27 protein-coding genes are annotated in these 24,228 nt (G+C 35.8%); 7 read left to right on the forward strand and 20 right to left on the reverse strand.

Going from position 1 to position 24,228, the window contains the following annotated elements; all coding sequences use genetic code 11:
- Positions 1–41: 41 nt before the first annotated feature.
- Both AC1DKZ_RS24915 and AC1DKZ_RS24920 read right to left on the reverse strand, forming a co-directional pair.
- The gene (locus tag AC1DKZ_RS24915) at positions 42–1,370 is read right to left on the reverse strand and encodes a hemolysin family protein (RefSeq protein ID WP_044443291.1); all 1,329 of its coding nucleotides are present in this window, start codon (positions 1,368–1,370) and stop codon (positions 42–44) included.
- Between the two features lie 119 nt (positions 1,371–1,489).
- Entirely contained in the window at positions 1,490–1,894 is a 405-nt protein-coding gene (locus AC1DKZ_RS24920; protein ID WP_012261301.1) for a MerR family transcriptional regulator, read from the reverse strand.
- A gap of 276 nt (positions 1,895–2,170) precedes the next feature.
- Between AC1DKZ_RS24920 and rfbF the strand changes: the two genes are divergently transcribed.
- Genes rfbF through AC1DKZ_RS24940 form a run of 4 tightly spaced genes read left to right on the forward strand, consistent with a single transcriptional unit; the run spans position 2,171 to position 6,151 of the window.
- Entirely contained in the window at positions 2,171–2,938 is a 768-nt protein-coding gene (gene rfbF, locus AC1DKZ_RS24925; protein WP_219303175.1) for a glucose-1-phosphate cytidylyltransferase, read from the forward strand.
- A gap of 1 nt (position 2,939) precedes the next feature.
- Complete coding sequence (gene rfbG / locus AC1DKZ_RS24930) at positions 2,940–3,995, forward strand: CDP-glucose 4,6-dehydratase (protein WP_431182723.1); 1,056 nt, start codon at positions 2,940–2,942, stop codon at positions 3,993–3,995.
- A gap of 12 nt (positions 3,996–4,007) precedes the next feature.
- Positions 4,008–5,231 carry a methyltransferase domain-containing protein gene (locus AC1DKZ_RS24935; RefSeq protein WP_476997263.1) on the forward strand — a complete coding sequence of 408 codons (1,224 nt, stop codon included), beginning with the start codon at positions 4,008–4,010 and terminating at the stop codon, positions 5,229–5,231.
- Positions 5,228–6,151, forward strand: coding sequence for an NAD-dependent epimerase/dehydratase family protein (locus AC1DKZ_RS24940; protein ID WP_476997264.1), 924 nt, complete (start codon positions 5,228–5,230; stop codon positions 6,149–6,151). The genes AC1DKZ_RS24935 and AC1DKZ_RS24940 overlap by 4 nt, the downstream gene beginning before the upstream one ends.
- Here AC1DKZ_RS24940 and AC1DKZ_RS24945 read toward each other — a convergent pair.
- The gene (locus AC1DKZ_RS24945; protein ID WP_404448590.1) at positions 6,120–6,905 is read right to left on the reverse strand and encodes a glycosyltransferase family 2 protein; all 786 of its coding nucleotides are present in this window, start codon (positions 6,903–6,905) and stop codon (positions 6,120–6,122) included. The genes AC1DKZ_RS24940 and AC1DKZ_RS24945 overlap by 32 nt on opposite strands.
- Before the next feature lie 343 nt (positions 6,906–7,248).
- Between AC1DKZ_RS24945 and AC1DKZ_RS24950 the strand changes: the two genes are divergently transcribed.
- On the forward strand, positions 7,249–8,136 hold the full coding sequence (locus tag AC1DKZ_RS24950; protein ID WP_476997265.1) for a DMT family transporter: 888 nt from the start codon (positions 7,249–7,251) through the stop codon (positions 8,134–8,136).
- Positions 8,137–8,156: 20 nt separating this feature from the next.
- On the opposite strand, the gene AC1DKZ_RS24955 is transcribed toward AC1DKZ_RS24950, so the two are convergent.
- Positions 8,157–8,693, reverse strand: a complete 537-nt coding sequence (locus tag AC1DKZ_RS24955; RefSeq protein WP_476997266.1) for a hypothetical protein — start codon at positions 8,691–8,693, stop codon at positions 8,157–8,159.
- 20 nt (positions 8,694–8,713) lie between these two features.
- Positions 8,714–9,568, reverse strand: a complete 855-nt coding sequence (locus tag AC1DKZ_RS24960; protein ID WP_476997267.1) for a pentapeptide repeat-containing protein — start codon at positions 9,566–9,568, stop codon at positions 8,714–8,716.
- A gap of 195 nt (positions 9,569–9,763) precedes the next feature.
- On the opposite strand from AC1DKZ_RS24960, the gene AC1DKZ_RS24965 reads away from it, so the two are divergent.
- A complete protein-coding gene (locus AC1DKZ_RS24965; protein WP_001162783.1) occupies positions 9,764–9,937 on the forward strand; it encodes a DUF1272 domain-containing protein in 174 nt (57 codons plus the stop codon).
- A gap of 70 nt (positions 9,938–10,007) precedes the next feature.
- On the opposite strand, the gene AC1DKZ_RS24970 is transcribed toward AC1DKZ_RS24965, so the two are convergent.
- The 12 genes from AC1DKZ_RS24970 to AC1DKZ_RS25025 all read right to left on the reverse strand — a co-directional run bounded on the left by AC1DKZ_RS24970 (position 10,008) and on the right by AC1DKZ_RS25025 (position 21,590).
- Positions 10,008–11,069 (reverse strand): lactonase family protein, encoded by a 1,062-nt coding sequence (locus tag AC1DKZ_RS24970; RefSeq protein ID WP_242311005.1) that lies wholly within the window; start codon positions 11,067–11,069, stop codon positions 10,008–10,010.
- A 137-nt stretch (positions 11,070–11,206) separates the two neighbouring features.
- Entirely contained in the window at positions 11,207–12,748 is a 1,542-nt protein-coding gene (gene gntK / locus AC1DKZ_RS24975) for a gluconokinase (protein ID WP_476997280.1), read from the reverse strand.
- Positions 12,749–12,905: 157 nt separating this feature from the next.
- Positions 12,906–13,574, reverse strand: coding sequence for a fructose-6-phosphate aldolase (gene fsa / locus AC1DKZ_RS24980; RefSeq protein ID WP_000667685.1), 669 nt, complete (start codon positions 13,572–13,574; stop codon positions 12,906–12,908).
- Positions 13,575–13,625: 51 nt separating this feature from the next.
- Positions 13,626–14,519 (reverse strand): phosphogluconate dehydrogenase (NAD(+)-dependent, decarboxylating), encoded by an 894-nt coding sequence (gnd, locus tag AC1DKZ_RS24985; RefSeq protein ID WP_476997268.1) that lies wholly within the window; start codon positions 14,517–14,519, stop codon positions 13,626–13,628.
- A 95-nt stretch (positions 14,520–14,614) separates the two neighbouring features.
- Entirely contained in the window at positions 14,615–16,099 is a 1,485-nt protein-coding gene (gene zwf / locus AC1DKZ_RS24990) for a glucose-6-phosphate dehydrogenase (RefSeq protein ID WP_476997269.1), read from the reverse strand.
- 490 nt (positions 16,100–16,589) lie between these two features.
- Complete coding sequence (locus AC1DKZ_RS24995; RefSeq protein WP_002199830.1) at positions 16,590–17,066, reverse strand: heme-degrading domain-containing protein; 477 nt, start codon at positions 17,064–17,066, stop codon at positions 16,590–16,592.
- A 305-nt stretch (positions 17,067–17,371) separates the two neighbouring features.
- Positions 17,372–17,938 carry an SGNH/GDSL hydrolase family protein gene (locus AC1DKZ_RS25000; protein ID WP_242246065.1) on the reverse strand — a complete coding sequence of 189 codons (567 nt, stop codon included), beginning with the start codon at positions 17,936–17,938 and terminating at the stop codon, positions 17,372–17,374.
- Positions 17,939–17,954: 16 nt separating this feature from the next.
- Positions 17,955–18,779 (reverse strand): MBL fold metallo-hydrolase, encoded by an 825-nt coding sequence (locus AC1DKZ_RS25005; protein ID WP_431182727.1) that lies wholly within the window; start codon positions 18,777–18,779, stop codon positions 17,955–17,957.
- A 29-nt stretch (positions 18,780–18,808) separates the two neighbouring features.
- Positions 18,809–19,366, reverse strand: coding sequence for a DUF7010 family protein (locus AC1DKZ_RS25010; protein WP_476997270.1), 558 nt, complete (start codon positions 19,364–19,366; stop codon positions 18,809–18,811).
- Positions 19,367–19,393: 27 nt separating this feature from the next.
- Complete coding sequence (locus AC1DKZ_RS25015) at positions 19,394–20,233, reverse strand: phosphotransferase (RefSeq protein ID WP_476997271.1); 840 nt, start codon at positions 20,231–20,233, stop codon at positions 19,394–19,396.
- Between the two features lie 110 nt (positions 20,234–20,343).
- A complete protein-coding gene (locus AC1DKZ_RS25020; RefSeq protein WP_476997272.1) occupies positions 20,344–20,835 on the reverse strand; it encodes an NUDIX hydrolase in 492 nt (163 codons plus the stop codon).
- Between the two features lie 5 nt (positions 20,836–20,840).
- A complete protein-coding gene (locus tag AC1DKZ_RS25025; protein ID WP_476997273.1) occupies positions 20,841–21,590 on the reverse strand; it encodes a Nif3-like dinuclear metal center hexameric protein in 750 nt (249 codons plus the stop codon).
- 84 nt (positions 21,591–21,674) lie between these two features.
- Between AC1DKZ_RS25025 and AC1DKZ_RS25030 the strand changes: the two genes are divergently transcribed.
- Positions 21,675–21,884, forward strand: coding sequence for a hypothetical protein (locus tag AC1DKZ_RS25030; RefSeq protein WP_002066340.1), 210 nt, complete (start codon positions 21,675–21,677; stop codon positions 21,882–21,884).
- Positions 21,885–21,919: 35 nt separating this feature from the next.
- Here AC1DKZ_RS25030 and AC1DKZ_RS25035 read toward each other — a convergent pair whose 3' ends face one another.
- From AC1DKZ_RS25035 to AC1DKZ_RS25045, 3 genes are read right to left on the reverse strand one after another with little or no spacing between them, the layout of a single operon-like run.
- Positions 21,920–22,819, reverse strand: a complete 900-nt coding sequence (locus AC1DKZ_RS25035) for a PhzF family phenazine biosynthesis protein (RefSeq protein WP_476997274.1) — start codon at positions 22,817–22,819, stop codon at positions 21,920–21,922.
- 59 nt (positions 22,820–22,878) lie between these two features.
- Positions 22,879–23,583, reverse strand: a complete 705-nt coding sequence (locus tag AC1DKZ_RS25040; protein ID WP_476997275.1) for an SDR family NAD(P)-dependent oxidoreductase — start codon at positions 23,581–23,583, stop codon at positions 22,879–22,881.
- Positions 23,580–24,143 carry a GNAT family N-acetyltransferase gene (locus AC1DKZ_RS25045; protein ID WP_002137374.1) on the reverse strand — a complete coding sequence of 188 codons (564 nt, stop codon included), beginning with the start codon at positions 24,141–24,143 and terminating at the stop codon, positions 23,580–23,582. Before AC1DKZ_RS25045 ends, AC1DKZ_RS25040 begins: the two co-directional genes overlap by 4 nt.
- Between the last annotated feature and the right edge of the window lie 85 nt (positions 24,144–24,228).

Below are 24,228 nucleotides of genomic sequence, written 5' to 3' on the forward strand. Positions count from 1 at the left end.
TAATTTCACATTTTATTATGTGTCAGAAGAAAAGCAGCAACTTACACAGTTGCTGCTTTCTCTTGTTCTTGTTCATGATCCATTTTTTGAATTTCAACACGTTTAATTTGATAAGCATCTTTTTCTAACACTTTAAATTCATAGCCTTCTGCTTCAACGTATTGTCCTTCTTCGATTTCATGATTTTGCATCATAATCCATCCACCGATTGTATCCACATCGTCTTCTTCAATGTGTAATCCAAACAAATCTTTTACTTCTGAGATAAGCACTTTTCCATCAACAATTTTATGATACTCGTTCACATGTTGAATTGGTGGTGCTTCATCTTCATCATATTCATCACGAATTTCGCCGACGATTTCCTCCAATATATCTTCAAGCGTTACAATTCCAGCTGTTCCTCCGTACTCATCATATAAAACAGCCATTGGAATTCGCTTCTTCTGCATTTGCAGTAATAAATCATGAATTGGAGTCGTTTCCATAACTTCAATAATCGGACGCATATACGTGCGAATCGATGATAAATCTTCTTGATCGTTGTTCATATATCGAATAAAGAAATCTTTTACGTTGACCATACCGATAATATCATCTTTATCTTCTCCAAAAATCGGATAACGTGTGTATCGTTCATTTTGGATTACTTTCATGTGTTCTTCTACTGAATCTTCAAGATAGAAACCAACGATTTCTGTACGCGGTACCATTATCTCTTTCGCGATGCGATTATCAAATTCAAAGATATTATTTACATACTTGTATTCAGCTTGATTAATTTCGCCACTTTCATAGCTATCTGAAAGAATAAGACGTAATTCTTCTTCTGTATGAGCTACTTCATGTTCAGAAGCTGGTTTCAAACCGAATAAACCAGTTATAACACGAGCTGAACCGTTCAATACCCAAATAAATGGATACATGATTTTATAGAACATCATTAACGGAGTTGCCAATAACAACGTTACTTTTTCAGCCTTTTGAATTGCCAGCGTTTTCGGAGCTAATTCCCCTACTACAACGTGTAAATATGTCATTAGCATAAAAGCAAGACCAAAAGTTAATACTGATGAGATAGAAGGATTTACGTTCCATTTCTCAAATAACGGGTGTAATAACTTTTCGATTGTCGGTTCACCTAACCAACCTAATCCCATCGCTGTAACTGTAATACCTAATTGACAAGCAGATAAATATTCATCTAAATTTGTTGTTACCTTTTTCGCTGCTAACGCACCGCGTTTCCCTTCCGCAACAAGCTGATCAATGCGACTTGAACGTATCTTAACAATCGCAAACTCTGCTGCTACGAAAAATCCAGTAAATGCGATTAAAATCGCAACCATGACTAAATTAAATATTTCCAATGAATCCCCTTAGTTAAAAAACTAAGGTGTCCACCTCCTGTATACTATAATGTTTTCTTATTTGTTCGTTAGAAAACATAGCCCGATACAAAAATTAAAGAGGTCGGATTTCACTTATTCTATAATAATAGAGCAAGTGTCTGTATTAAAGCTGTCGTTTGACCTGATAAAGATTTCGATATTTTTTCACGTTGTGAATCAGTCAATTCATCTAAAAGAGGCTTTAACTCCGTTAGCTCTGCTTCTAATCTATGAATATGGTCTGTCACTTCATTCACTTGTTTCGAAACGTGTTCATTGATACCGAGCAGCTTCTTCTCCTCGATCTTCTCTTTAATCTCACAAAGCGGCATATGCATTTCTTTGCACTTCTCAATAAATTGTAATGTCTCAAATGCTGTTTCGTCGTAATAGCGATAATTAGATTGAGATCGCTCCGCTTTTAAGATTCCTAGATTCGTATAATAATCAATCGTTCGTTTCGACACGTGAGCCATGAGAGCCAACTGTCCGATTCGATACACCTTCCCAACGATCTTCCCCCCTTGTTTATATTACTAACATCATACAATACATAAACTGTACAGTCAAACGTGATGGTTTATCATTCATAATTTATACAAAATTTATCGTCTCATCTTATACAATCTAATCTATTAATTTAATTATATAATAAAATACTTAAATTCAAAAAACCAAAACGAACGAAATATAACTATGAAATTTCCCGTTCCTTTCTAATTTAAGTACATATCATAATAACATCGATATCAAATTCTTTTTATAATTAGGAGGAAAAAATGAAAGCTGTTATTCTTGCAGGTGGATACGGAACAAGGATTGGGGAAGAAACTCATTTAAAACCAAAACCTATGATTGAAATTGGAACAAAGCCTATTCTATGGCACATTATGAGTTTGTATAGTCATTACGGCATTACTGAGTTTATTATTTGCTTAGGCTATAAAGGATATGCAATTAAAGAATTCTTTCTAAATTACAACTTACACATGTCCGATTTCACGATACATTTAAGCGACAATACAATTACTAACCATTCTCATCGTATAGAACCATGGACAATTACACTGATTGATACCGGTCTAAATACCGAAACAGGTGGACGAGTTAAGAAAATACAAAATTTCGTCGGGGACGAACCTTTCTGCCTCACTTATGGCGATGGATTAAGTAATATAAATATAAAAGAACTGATGGCATTTCATAAAAAACACAGCAAAATAGCTACTGTTACTGCCGTACAACCTCCAGGCAGATTTGGTTCTCTCGTATTAGATAAACAGTCTGTAACATCCTTTCAAGAGAAACCATTAGGTGATGGCGGATGGGTTAACGGTGGATTTTTCGTTTTAAATCCTGATATTTTCAATTACATTAGTGGAGATAAGTCTGTTTTTGAAACAGACACTTTAGTTCAGTTAGTAAACAAAAACGAATTGGCCGCATATCAACATACTGGTTTTTGGCATCCAATGGATACAGTGCGCGATAAAAATAAATTAGTCGAGCTATGGGAAAGTAATAACGCTCCGTGGAAGGTTTGGTAATATGGCTTCATCATCTTTTTGGAATAAGAAAAAAGTATTTATTACAGGACATACTGGCTTTAAAGGCTCATGGCTTACCCTTTTTTTAACTTCATTAGGTGCAGAAGTAGTTGGCTATTCTTCTCACCCCCCATCCATCCCTAACCTTTTTGAACAATGTAACGTATCAAAAGAGTGCATAACAATTAAAGGCGATATTACAGATTACGATTCTTTATCCCATGCCCTGAAACAACATAACCCTGACATACTATTTCATTTAGCAGCTCAGCCAATCGTCACCACTTCATACAAAAATCCTATCGAAACATTTAAAACGAATGTTTTAGGTACTGTTCACGTATTAGAAGCGGCAAAGCATATAGAAAGTATACGTGGCATCATTAATGTTACAAGTGATAAATGCTATGAAAATGACGGGAGCGGTAACCGGGCATTCGTGGAAACTGACCGACTAGGAGGTTTCGACCCTTATAGTGCTAGTAAAGCTTGTGCTGAACTAGTTGCAACATCATATCAAAAATCATTCTTCCACACTAACACTCCTAAACTTGCCTCAGTAAGAGCAGGTAATGTCATCGGCGGCGGTGATTGGGCAGAAGACCGATTATTCCCAGATATCATTCGTGCATATTTACAAGATAATACATTAAATATTAGAAACAAAAACGCTATTCGCCCATGGCAACACGTATTAGATCCTTTACATGGCTATATTCTTTTAGCTGAAAACCTTTCGAAAGACGCCGAATATGCAGCAGCTTGGAATTTCGGCCCGATGAATGAACTTAACAGAACCGTTCATGATGTCATTCAATCTATAATAAAATTATGGAATCAACCACTAACAATCCTTTCCCCTCATACAAATACTCTTTATGAATCACCTATTTTAACACTCGATAGTACAAAAGCAGTAAATAAACTCGGTTGGACTCCTAAATTATCAACAGATCATTCTATCGCTTGGACTGTTGATTGGTACAAAAAATATGCATCTGGTCAAAATATGGAATCTTTCACGCGACAACAAATCGATGCATTCAAAAATTTATAAGGGGGCTATAAAATGGAACAGAAAAAATGCCGTTTTTGCCACTCATTACTCACAAATACTTTTTTAGATTTAGGCGTTTCTCCTCTCGCTAACTCATTTGTAGCTCCAGAACACTCATATAAAATGGAGCCATTTTATCCGCTGCACACGTTTGTTTGTAACTCTTGTTTACTTGTACAATTAGATGAATTTGAATCTCCGCACAATATTTTTCATGACTATTTATACTTTAGCTCTTACTCCTCCAGTTGGCTACTACACGCTAAGCAATATGTAGAAATGGCGATTAAGCGTTTCAACTTAACAAACCATTCGAAAGTGATTGAAATCGCAAGTAACGACGGGTACTTATTACAATACTTTCAAAAAGAAAAAATCAAAACGTTAGGAATTGAACCTGCAAAAAATGTAGCAGAAATCGCTATCCAAAAAGGAATTCCTACTGAAGTGAATTTTTTCAGCAATGACTTAGCAAAAAAATTACCGCAAGCAGATTTAATCGTCGCAAATAACGTATTAGCACACGTTCCGAACTTGCATGATTTTGTTGCCGGTTTAAAAACATTATTAAAACACGATGGCACGATAACAATTGAATTCCCGCACTTATTAAACCTCATATCCTTTAAACAGTTTGACACAATCTATCATGAGCATTTCTCCTACTTCTCACTTATAAGTCTTCAAAAAGTTTTTGCTCATCATCATTTACAAATTGTCAATGTAGAAGAACTTGCAACGCACGGTGGTTCATTGCGTATTTTTGTAAACCATCACAGTGACTCATCCACTATCCATTCCAGTGTTACAAATATAATCCAAAAAGAAGTAGATCACGGGCTAGATACATTAGATTGCTATCTCCTTTTTTCTGAACGCATAGAACAATTGAAAATAAGTATTTTAAAGTTTTTTATCGAAGCAAAAGCTTTAAACAAACAAATTATCGGTTACGGCGCTCCTGCTAAAGGAAACACCCTTTTAAATTATTGCGGGATAGGAAAAGAGTTTCTAAATTATACAGTAGATAAAAACCCTCACAAACAAAATCTCCTTCTACCAGGAACCCGCATTCCAATACAATCTCCTGAAGAAATAAAACGTACAAAACCTGATTACATTCTCATACTTCCTTGGAATTTGAAAGACGAAATTATGAAAGAATGCTCTTTCATTCGTGAATGGGGCGGCAAATTTTTAGTAACGATTCCAGAAGTTGAGGTGATTGAGCCATGAAAAAAATCCTTGTAACAGGCGGTAGTGGATGGATTGGTAAATATGTTGTAAATTCCCTTATACAAAAGGGCTATGAAGTGCACGCCACCTACAATACAAATAAGCCTTCTCACCTTTCTTGCCATTGGCATAAAGTAAACTTACTTTGCGATGAAGAAGTAAAAAAACTCATTTACGACATGAAGCCTAGTCATCTCATTCATTTAGCTTGGGAAGCAGTGCCGCCAGCGTGTTATGCATCTATTAATAATTACTATTGGCTTACATCCAGTATCTCATTAATTCAACACTTCACAACGTGCGGCGGAAAGCGAGTCATCGTTGCCGGTACTGGCGCAGAGTATGAATGGTTTAACGGCGTATTATTTGAAGATTCACCGCTTCTTTCCTATAAAACCCCGTATTCATTATGTAAAAACGCACTACATTCCTGGCTACAATCATACGCTGGGCAAACCAGCCTCAGCATGTGTTGGAGCCGCATTTTTCATATGTATGGCCCTCACGAACAAGGGAATCGACTCGTTTCTAACATTATCACGTCCTTATTAAAAAATGAGGAAGCACTATGTACACATGGAAAACAATTAAGAGATTTCCTCCATGTGAGTGACGTCGCTGATGCTCTCGTAACAGTATTAGAACGCAATGTTACAGGCACAATCAATATCGCTTCTGGTCAATCTGTACAAATTAAAGAATTAGCTTCTATCATTGCTAAAAAGATAGGAAAAGAAAATTTAATTAAACTAGGTGCGATTCCTTTCTCTAAAGATGAACCTTTATTCGTCGGTGTTAATGTAGAACGTTTAAAAACTGAAGTAAACTGGAAACCGACGTACAATCTAAATACTGGAATCGAAGAAACAATTTTATGGTGGGAATCATTTATAAAAAAGCATAACGATACGCAGCACTAAAACGTAAATCCTTCGTCTCTCTCGCTAATTCCTTATACCATTCTTCTAATCTTTCAGGTGTAATAATGTGATGTGTCCCCATTCCTGCATGCTTACTACCTTCAGAAAGAGTCGGACCAATTTGTAATTTCCTCTTCCTCATCGCATCGTTCCACGGACTAAATCCAAACCATGCAATACAAGCAAGAGGTGGGTAATTCATAAATTCATGTGCAGTTAAATGCCTTCCAACAGTGTAGCTTCCATGTTCATTATTATGAATGAATCTACCTCTTCTCCATAATCTCCAATCTTCCGGTAAGTAACCGTGAAATCGCTGTTTCATTAAAGGTATTCCAAAGTTAAGTTCCGGATAATTATAGTTAAGATCATCGACCATAATAAGCCCTTCCAGCCAATACATCCTCTCTCCCAATTCATTTAGTGATTTCCAAAACTGATTTTTATCTTGCACACAAAGAAACTCAGTCGTATTTAAAATCATTTTCCAACCTTCTACTTCTTGTTCCACCCTCATCACTTCATGGTCTGTCGCTAATGCATCAAACTCTGGATTTGTAGAATCTCGCACTTCCCAATGCGGTGCGAATTTTTTGCAAATTTCGACTGAACGATCTGTAGAACCTTTATTAATTAAAATACCATGATCAAACAGTTTCGTATGATGCATAAGCCACCACGGTAATAAATACTCTTCATTGTAAAAATGAGAAATAACGGTTGTAGTTATAATAATCTCCTCCTCTTTCTCTATTAATCTACTTTTTCATCCTACTCTTAATATACTTATCAGTTATGTAATTGGTTTCTTTTATTTTTAAAATATGTTTTTCTACCATATACTATGCTTTCTTCGACAACCACCATTTTCTAAAGAATCAACTCCGTACAATTAACATCCCAATAAACTGAAAATTAAGTTATAATATCATTATAAAATTATGAAGGAGGAATGCGCTCATGTACTACAACACTTCATTCGAAAACGATCAACCTGTAGTCCGTCTATAATCTAAGACGGGTATTCATATAACAAGTGCACTATGCCTCGTCTTAGGGAATAAATCATAACCTAAAAATAGACGGAGGTAATTCAAATGAAACAAACAATTTTAGGAGCTATATGTTTATCTCTAGCAGCAAGTATATGGGGCGGTATGTACGTCGTTAGTAAATACGTACTCGACTTTATCCCGCCACTTACACTCGTTTGGCTACGTTTTATTATCGCTTTTGTTGTTTTATATGTGATTTTGAAAATAACTGAAAAAAAGCAAAAGAAAAAAGTACCCATCCACAAAAAAGATTGGCTATTATTTGCTTGGATTGGATTCATCGGGTATTTCATTTCAATCACATGTCAATTTATCGGAACGAAATTATCCGATGCTCATACAGGCTCCTTAGTGACATCAGCTACACCTGCATTTATGGTTATATTTGCAGCGCTCATTTTAAAAGAGAAACTAACTACTCGTAGACTTTTATCAACTATAATAGCGACAATCGGTGTCATTATCGTTATCGGATGGGATATTGAAATCGGCTCCTATTTTATCGGTACAATCATTTTAGTTGGAGCTGCTATTACGTGGGCTTTACTGTCCATTTATGTAAAAATCGCTTCAGCTCGATTTTCATCTTTAATTATTACAACGTACGCAATATTTTTTTCACTCTTTTTCATTACACCTTTTATGATATGGGAATTCCAATCAATCTCTATTGAACATATGAACATGTATGTATTATTAGGCATACTTTATTTAGGAATTGTCTCAACAGCAGGTGCCTTTTTCCTTTGGAATAAAGGGTTAGAATTAATGGATGCGAGCATCGGATCATTATTTTTCTTCTTTCAACCGATCGTCGGTTCAATATTTGGCTGGCTCCTATTAAATGAGACGTTAAGCAGTAACTTTTTCATTGGTGGTATCCTTATTATATGTAGCGTTATAATTACGACTTTTGAAAAGCAAAAATAGTATAAAAAACAGGCAGAGACTTAGTCTCTGCCTGTTCGCATAATTGGCTCTTGATCGTGAAAACCGATGCAAATTGGTATATTACTTTGTAATCCACTACATGCACTTATAAAACTACACACTGTTCTTGCAATTAAATATAAAGTAATACCTACAGCCTTTTTATCTGAATCAAAGCCATTTTCACCATAAATATCAGCTAACTCTCCTAAAGATGGTCCTTCTATTTCATCCGTCCAATCACTGGCCCAATCATCATCCTCTACTTCAAGAAACATGTAATCGTCACAAACATATAACTGACTATCCCACTCATTATCAAGGTCATATTCAAAATAAATTGCCTTCGCTTCTTCACTTTCAGCGACTTTTAATGCTTCTTTCAAACCTATTCTCATACTTTTCTTGTATAAGTCTAATGGAATCAATGTAATGCGCTCCGCATCCTCACTTGACGCTAGTGTGCGACAAATATCATAATACTTCGATTCTATTTGAGATACTGATAACGAAAATACATCTTCCTGCATTTCCTCTAAATACTGAAACATATCCAAACTATTTCACTCCATACTCTTTACGCAGGCCAATGCGCTGGACGAGACAACAATTTCGGCAATTTCGTATGTTTGTCCCCTTTCGCCGCGTTAATTTGAACTTGCGTAAGAAAAATACTATTTGTAAAATCCGTCCCGCGAATATCTGCATCTCGCAAATCTGCTCCGATGAGATCCGCCCCCCTTAAATTTGCATCTCGTAAATTAGCCGCAATAAGATAAGCTCCTCTTAAATTTGCTCCTTGTAAATCCCTCTTTTTAAGGTTAGCTCCCATAAGATCTGCCCCTCGGTGACTGATTCGTTTTTTACGTGCAGCATTCATTTCCTTCCATACTAATTCACTCGTCTCTAAAAGGAGAATGTTCACTTCTGCACGGTGTAATGGCACATTTACTTCCATTAACTCATCTGAACTTAAATTAGAAAGACGCTCTGTCTCTTCAATTGCTTCCTTCAGCTCTTTATGAATTGTCTGCGTCGCCTTTAATAGAATAGCCTCATTCAAATACCAAAGCATTTCATGAAGCTGATGCATAACCGGAAAAGCATTATACATTTCTCTCGCATGCTCGGCATCTGTCCGCCAATCAATTCCTTTAAACGTAACTTGAGAAATCTTTTGTCCAGCACCGAAACATTCAAATACTGTACAACCTTTATAGCCTTTTCCTCTAAGATCTCTATGTATACTACATTTATAATCTGATTGTAAATTTGTACAAGGTTTACCACCATCTTTATTCACCGCGAAATCTACTGATGCTGCAAACGGTAATGCCACACAACATAATCCAAAACATTTTTCACAATCCGCTTTTAAACTATTGTAATTTACATCCTCTTCTACACGAAAATAGTAGTTATTATTAGTCAAAATATATACCCCCTGTCGTCTTTTGACTATTTCATAATATTCCAACTGCACTAAATAATCAATTTAAAAACAAATGGACCTATTTCATTTCAAACAACAACATAATCCATCTATTTCTTTTCATTTAAAAAGGACACCCACTACAATAGTAATTATAATTAAATTACGAACTTTCAAATAATAAGGAGGATTACGATGGCATTAGAAATGAAAACAAACTGTCAAATTTGCGATCATTCCCTTCAGCCCGATTCTGAAGCATACATATGCGTGTATGAATGTACATTTTGTGCACCATGTACAGAGGAAAGACAAAACGTTTGCCCGAATTGTGGCGGCGAACTAGTACGTAGGCCGAAGAAGAAATAGAAAAAAGCAAAGCGATATCGCTTTGCTTTTTTCTGTTTTTGGGGTATATAGAAATTCTACCAATCATAAATTAAACGTTTAAAAACTTAACACAAACAGGCTCTGGTACAACAACATCAGATTGTAACAGTGTTAACTTCCCTGTCGTTTCATTTCTTGAAAATAGCACAAGATTATGTGACTTTTCATTTGTAGCAATAAGAAATTTTCCAGTAGGATCTAACACAAAGTCCCTCGGCCAATTTCCTTCTGTAGATGTATGTTCCACAAATGTAAGCTGACCTGAATTTTGATCCACACTGAAAACAGCAATACTATTATGACCACGATTCGCTACATATACAAAACGGCCATCAGAAGAAATATGAATAGCACTTCCTTGACTATTTCCATCAATCTCTTCTGGAACAGTAGAAATATACTGCAACTCTGTAAAAGACCCTTCTTCCGGATGATATGTTAACACAATGACTTCCGAACTAAGTTCAGTCATCACATAAGCGTACTTTCCGTCCGGGTGAAAAGTAATATGCCTTGGACCGCTTCCTGGGTTCACAGACAAGCTATTCACTTCTTTTAATGTACTATCTTTTATTCCATACGTAATTATTTTATCAATCCCTAAATCAACACCTACCACATATTTTTCATCAGGAGTATACCCCGCGTAATGTGCATGTGGTTTTTCTTGTCTTTCTTTATTTGGGCCTGAACCTTCATGTGCCATAATAGATGAAGTAGGATTTACAGTTCCATTTTCTTCATCTACTTCAAAAGACTCAATCGTTCCTTTATGGTAATTTGCTGTAACTACCGTATGGTTTCCACTATCCACACTAATATGACAAGGAGAAGCCCCTACTACTACTTGTCTATTTTGTTCCTCTAGCTCTCCAGTATGACTATTAATCGAATAAGCAGCTACACCACCAGCTTCTCCTTCCTTTACAACAGAATAGAGATATTGATTACTTTTGCTAATCGTTACATATGTAGGGTTATCCAGCTTAGCCGCAAGTGTTACATTACTAACTTTTTGCGCTTCCGTATTTAAAGTAAAAGTATATATTCCTTCACTATTTTCTTTCGTGTAAGTTCCAACATATCCAATAAACTCTTTGTTATCCGTCATTTTCATAACCCTCTCCCTATAGTTTTTGTTCATCACACTTCTTACTAAGCAACCTAAAACTATTATTCATTGAAAGAGTATCCTAAAAAATCAGAGTACCTCTTTATACGCTACCATATTTTTCTGCCAAATAGCCTCTAAACCCACTTTTTCTGAAAAGCTGCTATACTTTCATATTCTTCTTCCAAGTGACGGGCCAAACGAATATAGATCGGTGTTAAATCTTTATATTTCTCCACACTTTCCATGTTTGGCTCATGATAAAAATTGGCACCTACCATATTAGAAACTACATGTAATGTATCTACTTCACCTAAGCTATATAAACCGAGGATTGCCGCTCCTAGGCAAGAACTTTCGAAACTTTCAGGAACGTATACGTCTTGATGAAAAATATCCGCCATCATCTGTCTCCAAAGTTCTGACCTTGCAAAACCACCTGTCGCTTGAATTTTTTTCGGTTCGCCAATTAGTTCTTTTAACGCAAGAAGAACTGTATACAAGTTATAAATGATCCCCTCTAAAACAGCACGTATAAGATGCTCTTTCTTATGATGTAGTCCAAGCCCAAAGAAAGATCCCCGCGCATTCGCATTCCATAAAGGAGCTCTTTCGCCTGCTAAATATGGATGAAATAATAAACCGTCAGATCCAGGATTCACTTTTGCCGCTATTTCCGTAAGCACTTCATATGGATCTTTTCCTAAACGCTTCCCATGCTCAACTTCTAACGTACATAATTGGTCGCGAACCCACCTAAAAATCATACCACCATTATTAACCGGTCCACCAATTACCCAAAGGTCCTCAGTTAACGCATAACAAAAAGTCCTACCTTTCGGATCCGTTACAGGATGATTTGTGACAACTCGCACTGCACCGCTCGTACCAATTGTAATAGCAACTACTCCAGGTTCTATTGCATTTACACCTAAATTCGATAGTACCCCATCACTCGCACCGATTATAAAAGGAGTAGCAACAAGTACATTCATCTCTCTTGCAAGTTCTTCATCTATCCCTATTAAACTGTGCGTCGTTGGAACAACTGTAGATAACTTTTCATCTGTAATTCCTGCAACACGAACAGCTTCCTCATCCCATTTTAAAGATTTCAAATTGAACATTCCTGTTGCTGATGCAATAGAATAATCAATTACATATTCCTTAAATAACTTATAGAAAACATACTCTTTAATAGAGATGAATTTATAGCTTTTTGCAAACAACTCATCATGTTCATTCTTAAGCCAAACTAATTTCGAAAGTGGTGACATAGGATGGATTGGTGTTCCAGTACGAAGGTAAATTTCATGACCATTCATATCATTCTTTATTTTTTCTGCCCAGCTGGCGCTTCTATTATCTACCCAAGTGATACATCTCGTTAACGGCTTCCCTGCTTCGTCTACAGCAATGACACTATGCATTGCCGAACTAAAAGAAACACAAAGAATATCAACTGGCTGCACATTACTTGATTGTATAGTTTCTTTAATCGTATGTATGACCGCTTGAAAAATCTCTTCTGGATCTTGTTCTGCTGTTTCTGGTGCGGGAGAATATAAAGGATATTCAATCCCATGACTTGCAATAACTGATCCATCAATCGAAAACAAAACTGATTTTGTACTAGTTGTCCCAATATCTACACCAATCATATATTTCGAGCTCACTATGTAACCCCTTTCAAATTATTCCTATAACAAAAGAGCACCATGATGTATACAAAAAAGACGCTCCCTTATGAGAGCTACGTTTTAATAAGCTTCTCTCTCATAAGGAGGTCCTTTTCATAACTATAGTGCTATTTTGAAAAGTGAAATCTTCATTTCATTATAACTTAGGCGCTTTCGCCCAATCCGCAGCAAACTTTTCAATACCTTGATCTGTTAGTGGATGCATAGCAAGTTGTTCAATGACTTTATAAGGAATTGTTGCAATGTGAGCACCTGCCATCGCTACACGAGTGACATGGTCTGGGTGTCTGACAGAAGCCGCAATAATTTGTGTATCTAATTGATGAACATCGAATAATTCAGCAATTTTAGCAACTAATAATACGCCATCTTCAGAAATATCATCTAAGCGACCTAAAAATGGAGAAACGTACGTTGCACCTGCTCGGGCAGCTAAAAGAGCTTGGTTCACAGTGAAAATAAGTGTAACGTTCGTTTTCACACCTTTTTCTGTAAGATAGCGACAAGCTTCTAATCCCGCTAATGTCATCGGAAGTTTTATCGTGATGTTTTTATCGCCACCGTTAATTTTAATTAGTTCTTCTGCTTGGGAGATCATTTCTTCAGCTGCAACAACATCTGGAGTTACTTCTGCCGAAACAGATTCAACGTTAGGTACTGCCTGACAAATTTCTGCAATACGGTCTTCAAACTTAATGCCCTCTTTCGCTACTAAAGAAGGATTCGTTGTAACGCCAGCTAAAACCCCTAGTTTATATGCCTTTTTTATGTCCTCAAGATTTGCAGTATCGATAAAAAACTTCATGATTCATTCCCTCCATTTTTTAAACGCTAACGAGTTATAATTTTAAAATGTTTATTTCTTTTCTACTGCATGTCCGCCAAATTCATTGCGCAGAGCTGCTACAACTTTTCCTGTAAACGTATCATTGTCTAATGAGCGGTAGCGCATTAATAAAGACATCGCGATAACAGGAGTTGCTGTTTGAAGGTCTAATGCTGTTTCTACTGTCCATTTCCCTTCACCAGAAGAATGCATAACGCCCTTAATTTCATCCAGTTTTGCATCTTTAGAAAATGCATTTTCAGTTAATTCCATTAACCAAGAGCGAATGACTGAACCGTTGTTCCATACTTTTGATACTTTTTCATAATCGTAGTCAAATTCACTCTTCTCTAAAACCTCAAATCCTTCACCAATAGCAGCCATCATTCCGTATTCAATTCCGTTGTGAATCATTTTTAAAAAGTGACCACTACCAGCTTTGCCAGCATATAAGTATCCATTTTCTACAGCTGTATCTCGGAAGATAGGTCCAACGATGTCCCAAGCTTCTTGGTCTCCTCCGATCATGTAACAAGCACCATTTCGAGCACCTTCCATTCCGCCAGAAGTTCCTGCATCCATAAAGTGAATGCCATCTGTCTTTAGTTGCTCATATCGGCGAATAGACTCTTTATAATGTGAATTCCCAGCTTCAATTAAAATATCTCCTTTTGATAACAACGGTGTAACCTCATTAATAACAGAATCAACAACAGCGTGCGGAACCATTACCCAAAGAATTCTTGGTGATTCCAATGATTGAACGAGTTCGCTTAAACTAGATACACCTGTAGCACCATACTCTTTCATTTCTTCCACCGCACTCGTATTTAAATCGAATGCAGCTACTTCATGTTTATGATCCATTAAATTCTTCCCTAAATTTAATCCCATTTTACCTAAACCAATTAATCCTACTCTCATAATATAATTCCTCCTTGAATTACCTTTCATCATAAATACATGTTAATAAAATGATGAATATCTTTTTTCATATTGCTTTACTTATAAGAATGTACTTATTTTTTCAATCCTTCATCTAACCACCATTTAAATTCACTTTCTTGTAATAGAGCATGAGCAGCATCCGGACCATACGAGCCAGACTCATATTCATGAAGAGGTAACAAATTTTCTTCGAATGCTTCAAGTATTGGCTGCACCCACTCCCACGACAACTCAACTTCTCTCCAATGTGCAAAGAATGTAGAATCTCCGCATACAGCATCATAGATAAGCCTTTCGTAGGCTTCAGGTATTCCCACTCCTGTTTGCTCACAAGTAAAATGAATACGGATCGGTTCAAGCTCTCCATTGTTCAATGGATTTTTACTATTTAATTGGAGTGAAACATTTTCATTTGGGCTAATTTCAATGATTAATAAATTAGGCTCTGCATTTGGATTACTATCTTGATATTGCTGTTTTAATGTATTTTTAAACTCAATTACAATACGAGTAGACTTTTCTCTCATTCTTTTTCCTGTTCGTATATAAAAGGGAACGTCAGTCCAAAATGGGTTATCGATCCATAGGCGAGCCGCAACAAATGTATCTGTTTGAGAAGAAGGATTTACTCCTGGCTCCTCCCTATACGCTACAACTTGTTGTCCTTTTATCTCCCCTGAAGCATATTGCCCGCGAACGATATGGTTCTGAACGTCTTCTTTTTTCACTTTACGAAGAGTCTCCATCACTTTTCGTTTTTCCTCACGAATTTCACATGCATTAATTTTTTCCGGCAAATTCATAGCAGTCATCATTAATATTTGCAACATATGATTTTGAACCATATCGCGAATGGCTCCTGCATGATCATAATATCCTGCCCTTTCTTCTACCCCAACCGTTTCACTAGCTGTTATTTGTACATTCGCAATATGTTCTTTATTCCAAATCGATTGGAGAACAGGATTTGCAAATTCAAGTGCTTCAATATTTTGAATCATCGGTTTACCTAAATAATGATCAATACGGTATATTTCGTCTTCTTCAAACGTTCGGCTAAGCTTATCATTCAGCTCTCGGGCAGATTTAAGGTCATGACCAAACGGTTTTTCAATCATCAGGCGCTTCCATCCATCCGTTTTATCAAGTCCACTTTCTTTAATATTTAAAGCAATTGTCTCAAAGAAGTCCGGAGTAACTGAAAGGTAGAACATTCTATTCCCTTGTATATTTTGTTCTTCTTCCCTTTCACGAACTACTTGTAATAACCTTTTATAATCTTCTGGCTTATTCACATCTAACGGACAATAACGAAAATACTCTAAAAAATCTTCTATTTTCGGAGTACCTTCTTCTCTGCGACGAGAAAAAGTTTCTATGGATTCTTTTATTCTTTTTTGAAAATCTAAATGAGATACTTCACGCCTTCCAAGCCCAATAACGGATATTCGCTTTAGAAGCTTTTGATCTCTATATAAGTTATATAGCGCGGGGTAAATTTTTCTTTTAGCTAAATCCCCTGTTGCTCCAAATAAAACAAAGGTCATTGATTCCAATTTCAGTCCCCCCTCGTGATGTATAGTCATTGTCACTATAGTAAAAATGCATTGTACAGAAGCTATTATTATTGTTGATCCAATCTTATTTCTTAACTTCTAATTTTTTATAGTTGTCGCTTTCTAATTGTCCCCAATATTAATAGTGGCAATTCAAAGCATTTTTACCACATTCTACTTACCTACCTTAACTTATATAAAATAACTTAATTATTAAAAGTAATTAAGTTATTTTATGTGTATCATATTAACTACATAGATTATAATCGTCAAGCAAAGTGTTTCGAATTGAAGATTTTTTATTTCATAATATCTTTAAATGGTTGTTTACTAGGAAAACGTTGACCCTTAGAATCCACGCTACATTCTCTTTGTACTTTTTAGGGATATCATCTCCCTGTCCATTTCCTTAAATAAATAATAAAAAGGCAAAAACGAACAGGAATATGTTCATTTTTGCCTTTTTATTTAACCTTTAAAATTACTTCTATTATTGATTTAAATGATTTTTAACTGCTCTTATAACCAATTCATGATCTACTTCTGGTGGTAATCCTGAGACTGTTATCATCCCAATAACCCCTACGTTTTTTATTTGGATAGGAAAGCATCCACCAAACGCAGCATATTCCGAGCCATCTAAACGGTATTTTTCATGATATGGAACTCCGCTTATCTCACTTTCTATCTGCATATAATACGAGCTATGATTATGCAGGGAAACGACCCGTTTTTTACGCTCAATCCATTTCGTATTTTCCTCAGTTGTCCCTGTCATCTTGAAATGAAATAATTGCACACCATTTTTTGCTATATCAACAGCAATCAATTTCCCCTCTCGCTTTGCTGTTTCAACGATAAATAAACCTAATTGCAAGGCATCTTCATTTGTAAAAGAGGAAAATTGAAGTGTTTCCTCCTCTATTAATATTTGTTTACTTATTTCACTCAAATTTGAAGTACTCATATCTTTAACCTCCCTAATTGTCTTATACCACATTGGCATTTTTTAGAATTACCAGACTCTATAGTACCGTAACGCTTGTTTTCTTCTTGCTGGTGCTATTATGAATTATATTTAACACTTTAAAAATGTATGTACTTTAAAGTGCTATAGGTACTAAACATTTAGTACAGGAATTGTCTACTTCCTTGATTAATTAAAATATAGTAAGGTGTTTGCATTTTTACAGTGCTACAATGTCCTTGCGAAAAGATACTATATTTTACTTATGTGAATACAAAAAAAGCAAAGCGCTCACGCTTTGCTTCTTACAGAATCTCTTTTAACTTTTCACAAATTAACTTCGCTAAATATTCATAACCTTGTGGTCCGAAGTGTAACCCGTCTTTTTCATCATCTTCTACAAATCTCTTATAATCCTTTTCTTGAATCATTTCAGCGTACAAATTTAGAAAATGACTTCCTGTTTCTTTCGCCACTTCCTCAACCACATTTGCATATTGACCGAGTACTTCATTCGTTCTATTATGTTGCCTTGCTTCATCAACCGGTGCAGGACTAATAAGTAATACTTTTTCTGATGAAATCGTACTTACAATTTCCTCTAAATTTTCTTTGTAAGATTGTAATGGCACTGGATCAAATAACACCGAATCATTCGTACCGATAAAAACTGTTACAAAGTCTGGTTCATGCGATAATACATCCTCTTCAATCCTTTGTAGTGCATCGAGCGTATTATCACCCGGAACACCCGCATTAACCACTTTCCAATTTGGAAACATCTCTTGCAAACGTGGTGTTAACCTCGGCGTTCCATCAAAAAATGTTTCATCAGCTGTAATACTATCGCCAAAGCATACTAACGTTTTCATTAATCTAGCACTCCTTTTACGTATGAAACAGCTTTCCTTCTATCGCTTTCACATATCTTTCCGCAGAACGTTCAACTGCCTCATTTGCATTTTCTTTTACTACTCGGTGAAAGGCGTTATATAGACGATTAAATTGTAACGGCTTCACTCGATTCGCCATCTCTTCCACTTTCCTTGCTGGTAGTGGAATTAAGTTCGGATAACTATACATGAAACTCACCCACTGTTGGTCCGCTGCAACTTGAATAATATCACCTGTTAATAATATACCTTTCCCATCATTTCCTTCTTCCCAATGTAATACAGAACCGCCACTAAAATGCCCTCCGAGACGATGCACAGTAATTCCATCTGCTAATTGTAAAGACTCACCAGTCCAATAAATAATACGACTACTCGGGCGCATAACCCACTCTTTATCGTCTTCATGTATATAAATTGGTACATCGAACGTTTCTGCCCATTCTACTTGCGTTGAATAATAATGCGGATGCGACAGTGCAATCGCATCTAATCCGCCCCACTCTTTTATCTTCTCAATCGTCGTTTCATCTAAATAAGTAATACAATCCCACAGCAAACGATATGACTCTGTTTTTACTACAAATGCCGTCTGACCGATCGCAAATTCTGGTTTTGTCGTAATACTATAAAGCCCATTTTCTTCTTCTATAATTTCATTTTTATATGTATCACTCGTTTGCAAGTTTTCTAAAGTTGTCCATGACTGCCCTTTCGGATTAACATATTGTCTCTCCTCATCACAAATAACACAACTTACCGGTTCTTCCACACTCGCTGCATACTGTACTCCACACGTTGTACAAACGAAATTATTCATAGTTATTCCCCTATCCCTTTAATTTTTTATTAAGCTGATATTTGTTGATCGTTTTCTGCTTTTTTATTTTCAAGTGATACGCTTATAAGAGTAATAAAGTAGACAACTGTAACCGCCATAGGAATTACAATAAATCCTTTTTCCGCAAAAAGAATCCCACATACTGACGTTACTAATACAGTTCCTACTGATAAAAAACCATAACTTTTACTTTCATAAATCCATACATATGGTAAAAAATGAACACCTATTAACATCGCTACTACAAAAGGTAACCACTCCGGAAATTGAAAATATGCAAGTAATACAAACGGGATATTCAATACATTTATCCCACCAATTACTCCAGCTAAAGTCCCTAGCGGGTTTCCTTTCGCAAACATGTCAATTTTTAATATAGCAGCTATCATTAAGCCGAAAGGAAACACACAGCCCATACCAATTAAATATACCCACACAACTTGYTTTTCTGAAAGAAGAATACCCGTTACACTCGCTACAATCCAAAATAAAAGACCAGCTATTATAACAGGAAATCCCTTCTTCGTTTTTTGTGCTAAATCTCTTTTTGCTTCTGAAATGTTCATTTCACTATCTCCCCAAAAATATTTGTGCTATAAAGCTAGCTCAATTTCACCTATCCAATAACGCCAAGCTACTAAGTAATCTTCTAAATCTTTTGGGTGGTGTCTTATACACGTATCTATACGTAAATATAAACCTATGACTATTTCCTCATATAAATCTCGTTCGTTTTTATGAAATACACATTGTTTCATCACATAATCAATCGTTTCTTTTGTTACATCTTTTGGAGTTGAACAGAACGCGTAAATTAAATCATATATAGGATCTCCTAGCACTGGTAATGGATCAATTACTCCATACAGCTCATTCTCTTGGAATATAAAATTATGAAATCCGAGATCACCATGTAATAAAAATGGCTGATTTACTCCGGCGTCCCTATTTGCTAGTTTAAGAACAATTCTATACTCTTCCTCACTTATGTAACGTCTTACATTTTCATAAGCTTCCATCACATTTGCCGTTAAAAATTCATTCCAAGATTGAACCAGACTTTCTTTCCATCCCCAGCCATCTGCACCTGGAACAATTTTATACTTATTGATAACTTCTTTTACAAGTGTACGAAGCGTACTTCGTTTATGTCCTTGTTCGCACGAAGTACTACCTTCAAGGAAAGAATACACAACATATGTATGTAAAGGTTCTTTATACAAAAGCTTTGAAAATAACGCATTCCCCTCATAAAAAGAAAGAAAATTAGCTTCTTCACGTATTACTTTCGCTTCATTCGATTTCACAACATATCTTCCATCCAACAAATATACAGTACTTGTCGTTCCTCCGCTCAACACTTTCATGCTATTTGGATAATGTGAAATAATCTTCTCATTAACTAGTTGTTTAGCGATTACTGAAATGTTCATTCACTCACCCTTGCATCTGAAGATCCCTTCAATTCAAAAGACAACTTTACTATTATTTTACAATCACAAGAGAATCCCTTCTAACATCTTAATATTGCAGAAATTAATTTTTATTTTATCAAAACGGCTTCCTTCAAGATTTCATCATATAATTCATTCCATTTATAATGATACGCTGCACTCTCTTCTACTCTAACAAACATCCTTTTATCGGATTCATACTCACCGTCAAACTTATGCACTTCATTAATCTCCATCCGGTAGAACGGCTGATACCCTACTTTTGGATACGGACTATTTTTATTCCAATTTGGATTATCACTATGGTCAACGATAATATATCCAAATAAAGTACATTCTCCTTTTACATAACCTTCTTCCCACGCTTCTCTTTTAAAACATTCTTCTGGTAGTTCCCCTTCTTCTATATGCCCACCAGGAAAGTCCCAACCACGCTGCTCATGGTCTATTAGTAAAACCTTATTATTATGAAAACAAAAACCGTGAATACTCGTGATTCTTTCGTATTCTGGCAATATACAATCTTTCTTCCACGTTAACCTCACTTTTGATTCCCCATAATTTGCGCATATAGTTACCATTTTCCTCACTCCAAATGCTCTTCATTTAATCTAATAATCTCTATTGTACGATCTCTTTCTTTTAACTTACGAGCCAAACTTTCTACACCAAATACTTCTGTAAATGTGTGGCTTCCTACAATCAAATTGATACCTTTAAATTTCGCATGTTGCACTGTATATAATGTTTTTTCTCCCGTTATGTACGTATCACAACCTTTTTCTAGTGCACGCTCAATAAGGTTTGTATTGTTTCCTGCACCTGTTAATATCGCAATCCGTTTTACTGGCCTGTCATGATTTTTCCAGCTCTTCACTTTCTCTTCCATTCTCTCTTCAAGTTTTTCAACTAAATTTGAAAACGGAATCGCTTCTTTATATTCTCCTATTCCCGGTAGCTCTTCTTCCTCATACGTGGAATATTCCAGTATTGTATCTATCCCAATTTCATTAAATAACGACGTACACGTGCCAAACTTTACAAAATCTAACGGCAAATGAATCCAAAAATGATTCATTTCATATTCTTTTAATTTCTCAATACAAGCCTCTTCCATACCGAATAGAAAACTCCACGGTGCATGATGTGTAACTATCATATCTACCCCATTTTGATATGCTTCTTCAATTGTCTCTAGCATCAAATTTGTCGTGTAACCTATTTTGTGAAATTCCTCTTTACTAATGTGAGTGAAGCCATACTCGTCATCACCGTATTTATTAAGGTGCTCTTCAAAAAGTGATGTAATATGTTCTTTAAACTGCGTTATATTCATTTTCATTTCTCCTTTCATTTACTTTTATATTTCAAAAATAAGGAAATACTATTTAACGACGTTACATACATATAGGAGGACAATATGAAACCTGAATTTTTAAAAGCTATACATGAAGCGATTGGAAATGTTGAGCATATTCATATAGAAGAAAGTGGTGCAGATAGTTTACTCATTCATCACGATGATGCACAGCAATTAAAACAAGTTGCTGAAACGTTAGAACACAACAATTTCCGCTCTACTATTAGAACAGCTGGAGATGCTTCTTATATTGAAGTGTTGAACAGATAAAGAGAAGTCCCAGCTATGTGCTGGGCTTTATTCTTTTATATTGAAATTTCAAACTCTTTTACATATACCGCTGTTCCCGCAATATCTATTTGTAACTTCTCATCCTCCACATCTTTCGTTACATAAACTGTTACACGACCATCTTTATTTATTTCCTGTCCTTGCTCAACGATTAACTCCAGTTCATGGTCAAAATCTTTCTCCAAATACGTCGCATAATACGCTCCCATTACACCTGAAGCTGTTCCTGTCACAGGATCTTCTATTGTTCCAGAATAAGGTGATGAGAAATGACGACCGTGCATTTTTGCTTCTGCATCATATGTTTCCAAGCAAAGTGGATGAATAGAAGCGTTAGATATTTCTTTTAATACCGATGGAAATTTATCATTATTAGGTTTCATTCTTTCACATGCATCTAGATTTTTAATCGGTACAATTACAGTCCAGTTCCCCGTACTTCCATATACAATCGGTACACTTGCATCTAAATCCGTTACTTCCAAACCGATACTATGAGCTAATTCTTGTTTTGAACCTGCAAAATCTTTAAACTGAGGTGCTGCCTGCCTCATTTTAATAAAGGTTTCTCCATTTTCATTTGCACCTATTTGTATTGGTAAAACACCTGCCTTCGTTTCAATCGTAAGGTTTGTTTTTTCTTCTAATAAACCTCTTTCACGCAAGGCATATATAGTGCCAACTGTCCCATGACCACATAAATTCATTTCAAACCCTGGTGTAAAATAGCGCATTCTTATATCTGCTACTTCTGAAGAAAGAACGAAAGCTGTTTCGTTAAATCCAACCTTTTCAGCAATACGCTGCATTTCCTCTTCCGTTAATCCATCCGCCTCTAGTACAACACCTGCTGGATTTCCCATATTTGGTTTATTCGTAAATGCGTCGTAATGAAATACGTTTATAGTCTTCATTTCTTTGTCCCCTAATCTTCTTCTAATTTTCCAATTGTTAATACTTGTAAGATTGTACTTTACCACTTCAATTCCCCTACACCCGGCTCAATAAACTTACCCGAAACATCCTCATTTGAATCTATTACCCAATCATATATATTTTGTGCTCCTTCAGCCGGAGTCATATTCGCATCAAAGGCACCAATGTCAGTCTTTAATTTTCCAGGGTGAATTGCGGTTACACGAATTCCTTTATTCTCAAACTCTTGTTGTAAGCAGAGCGTTAACATATTTTGTGCGGCTTTAGCAATTCGATATGAATATGAGAACTTACCTTGTGGAAACTCTTTGTTCGCCATTTTATGCAATGAACCTAATCGAGAGGACACATTTATTATTCTTGGTTGATTCGACTTAGTTAAAGCCACATATGTACCTTTTACAGCTCGAATAACCCCTAAGCAATGAACATTAAATAGTTCCATTAACTCTTCAGAATTTGTACGTAAAATCTCGGTTTCCTTACCAGTAATTCCAGCGTTATTTATAACTAGGTCAATATACTTTGTATATTCCTCCAGCTGGTTCTTAATTTGCTCAGTGCTCTCATCAGCCGATAAATCTGCTAATATAGGAAAACATCTAGAACTAAACATTTTCTTCAATTTCATTACCGAAACCTCAGTTCTAACTAACGGATAAACAACATGTCCATTTTCATGAAATACTTTTACTAACTCTAGCCCTAATCCACGATTTCCACCTGTAATAAGTACCCTCATATATCCGTCTCCTTATTTTTATAATAAATAAGAAAATCTGCCCACTTACCATTCCCCATAGAAAATGCCTCTCTCGTACATTCAAATGAAAAACCAGCTCTTTCTGCAAGACGAACGGATGGCTCATTATCGATATGTATATGTAATTCGATTCTATGAAATTGAAGGCCATTAAAAAATAACGGCAGCGCAGCTATTACACTTTCTACTCCGTATCCATTTTTCCAATGTTGATTATGAATAGAGTAACCCATCATTGCCCATTGATAGTCCATACGTAAAATTTTTATAAGTTCTAGCTTTCCAATATTGGCACCATCTTCTTTCTGAAAAATACCTAGCACATACATTTCATCCCGTCGTGCCGCCTCATCAAATCCTCTTATCCATTCCGTAAACCATTCTTTCGTTGAAGACGACATGTCATGATAGCCATCATCGTATTTATATTGAGATGGTAACCTCTTATTAAATCCATCTAACCAACTTTCATAATCCTCTTTTTGAAATGGACGGATAATCAGTCTCTCTGTCTCTACTTGTAATAGTGGCAGCTTCATTTATATCTCTTCCTTTAATTGTTAATTGAATATTCTTTATTATCTTACACAAAATACAAAATCTAGTAAATCATTATGTTTTTTA

The organism is Bacillus sp. 05T21 (assembly GCF_056396785.1).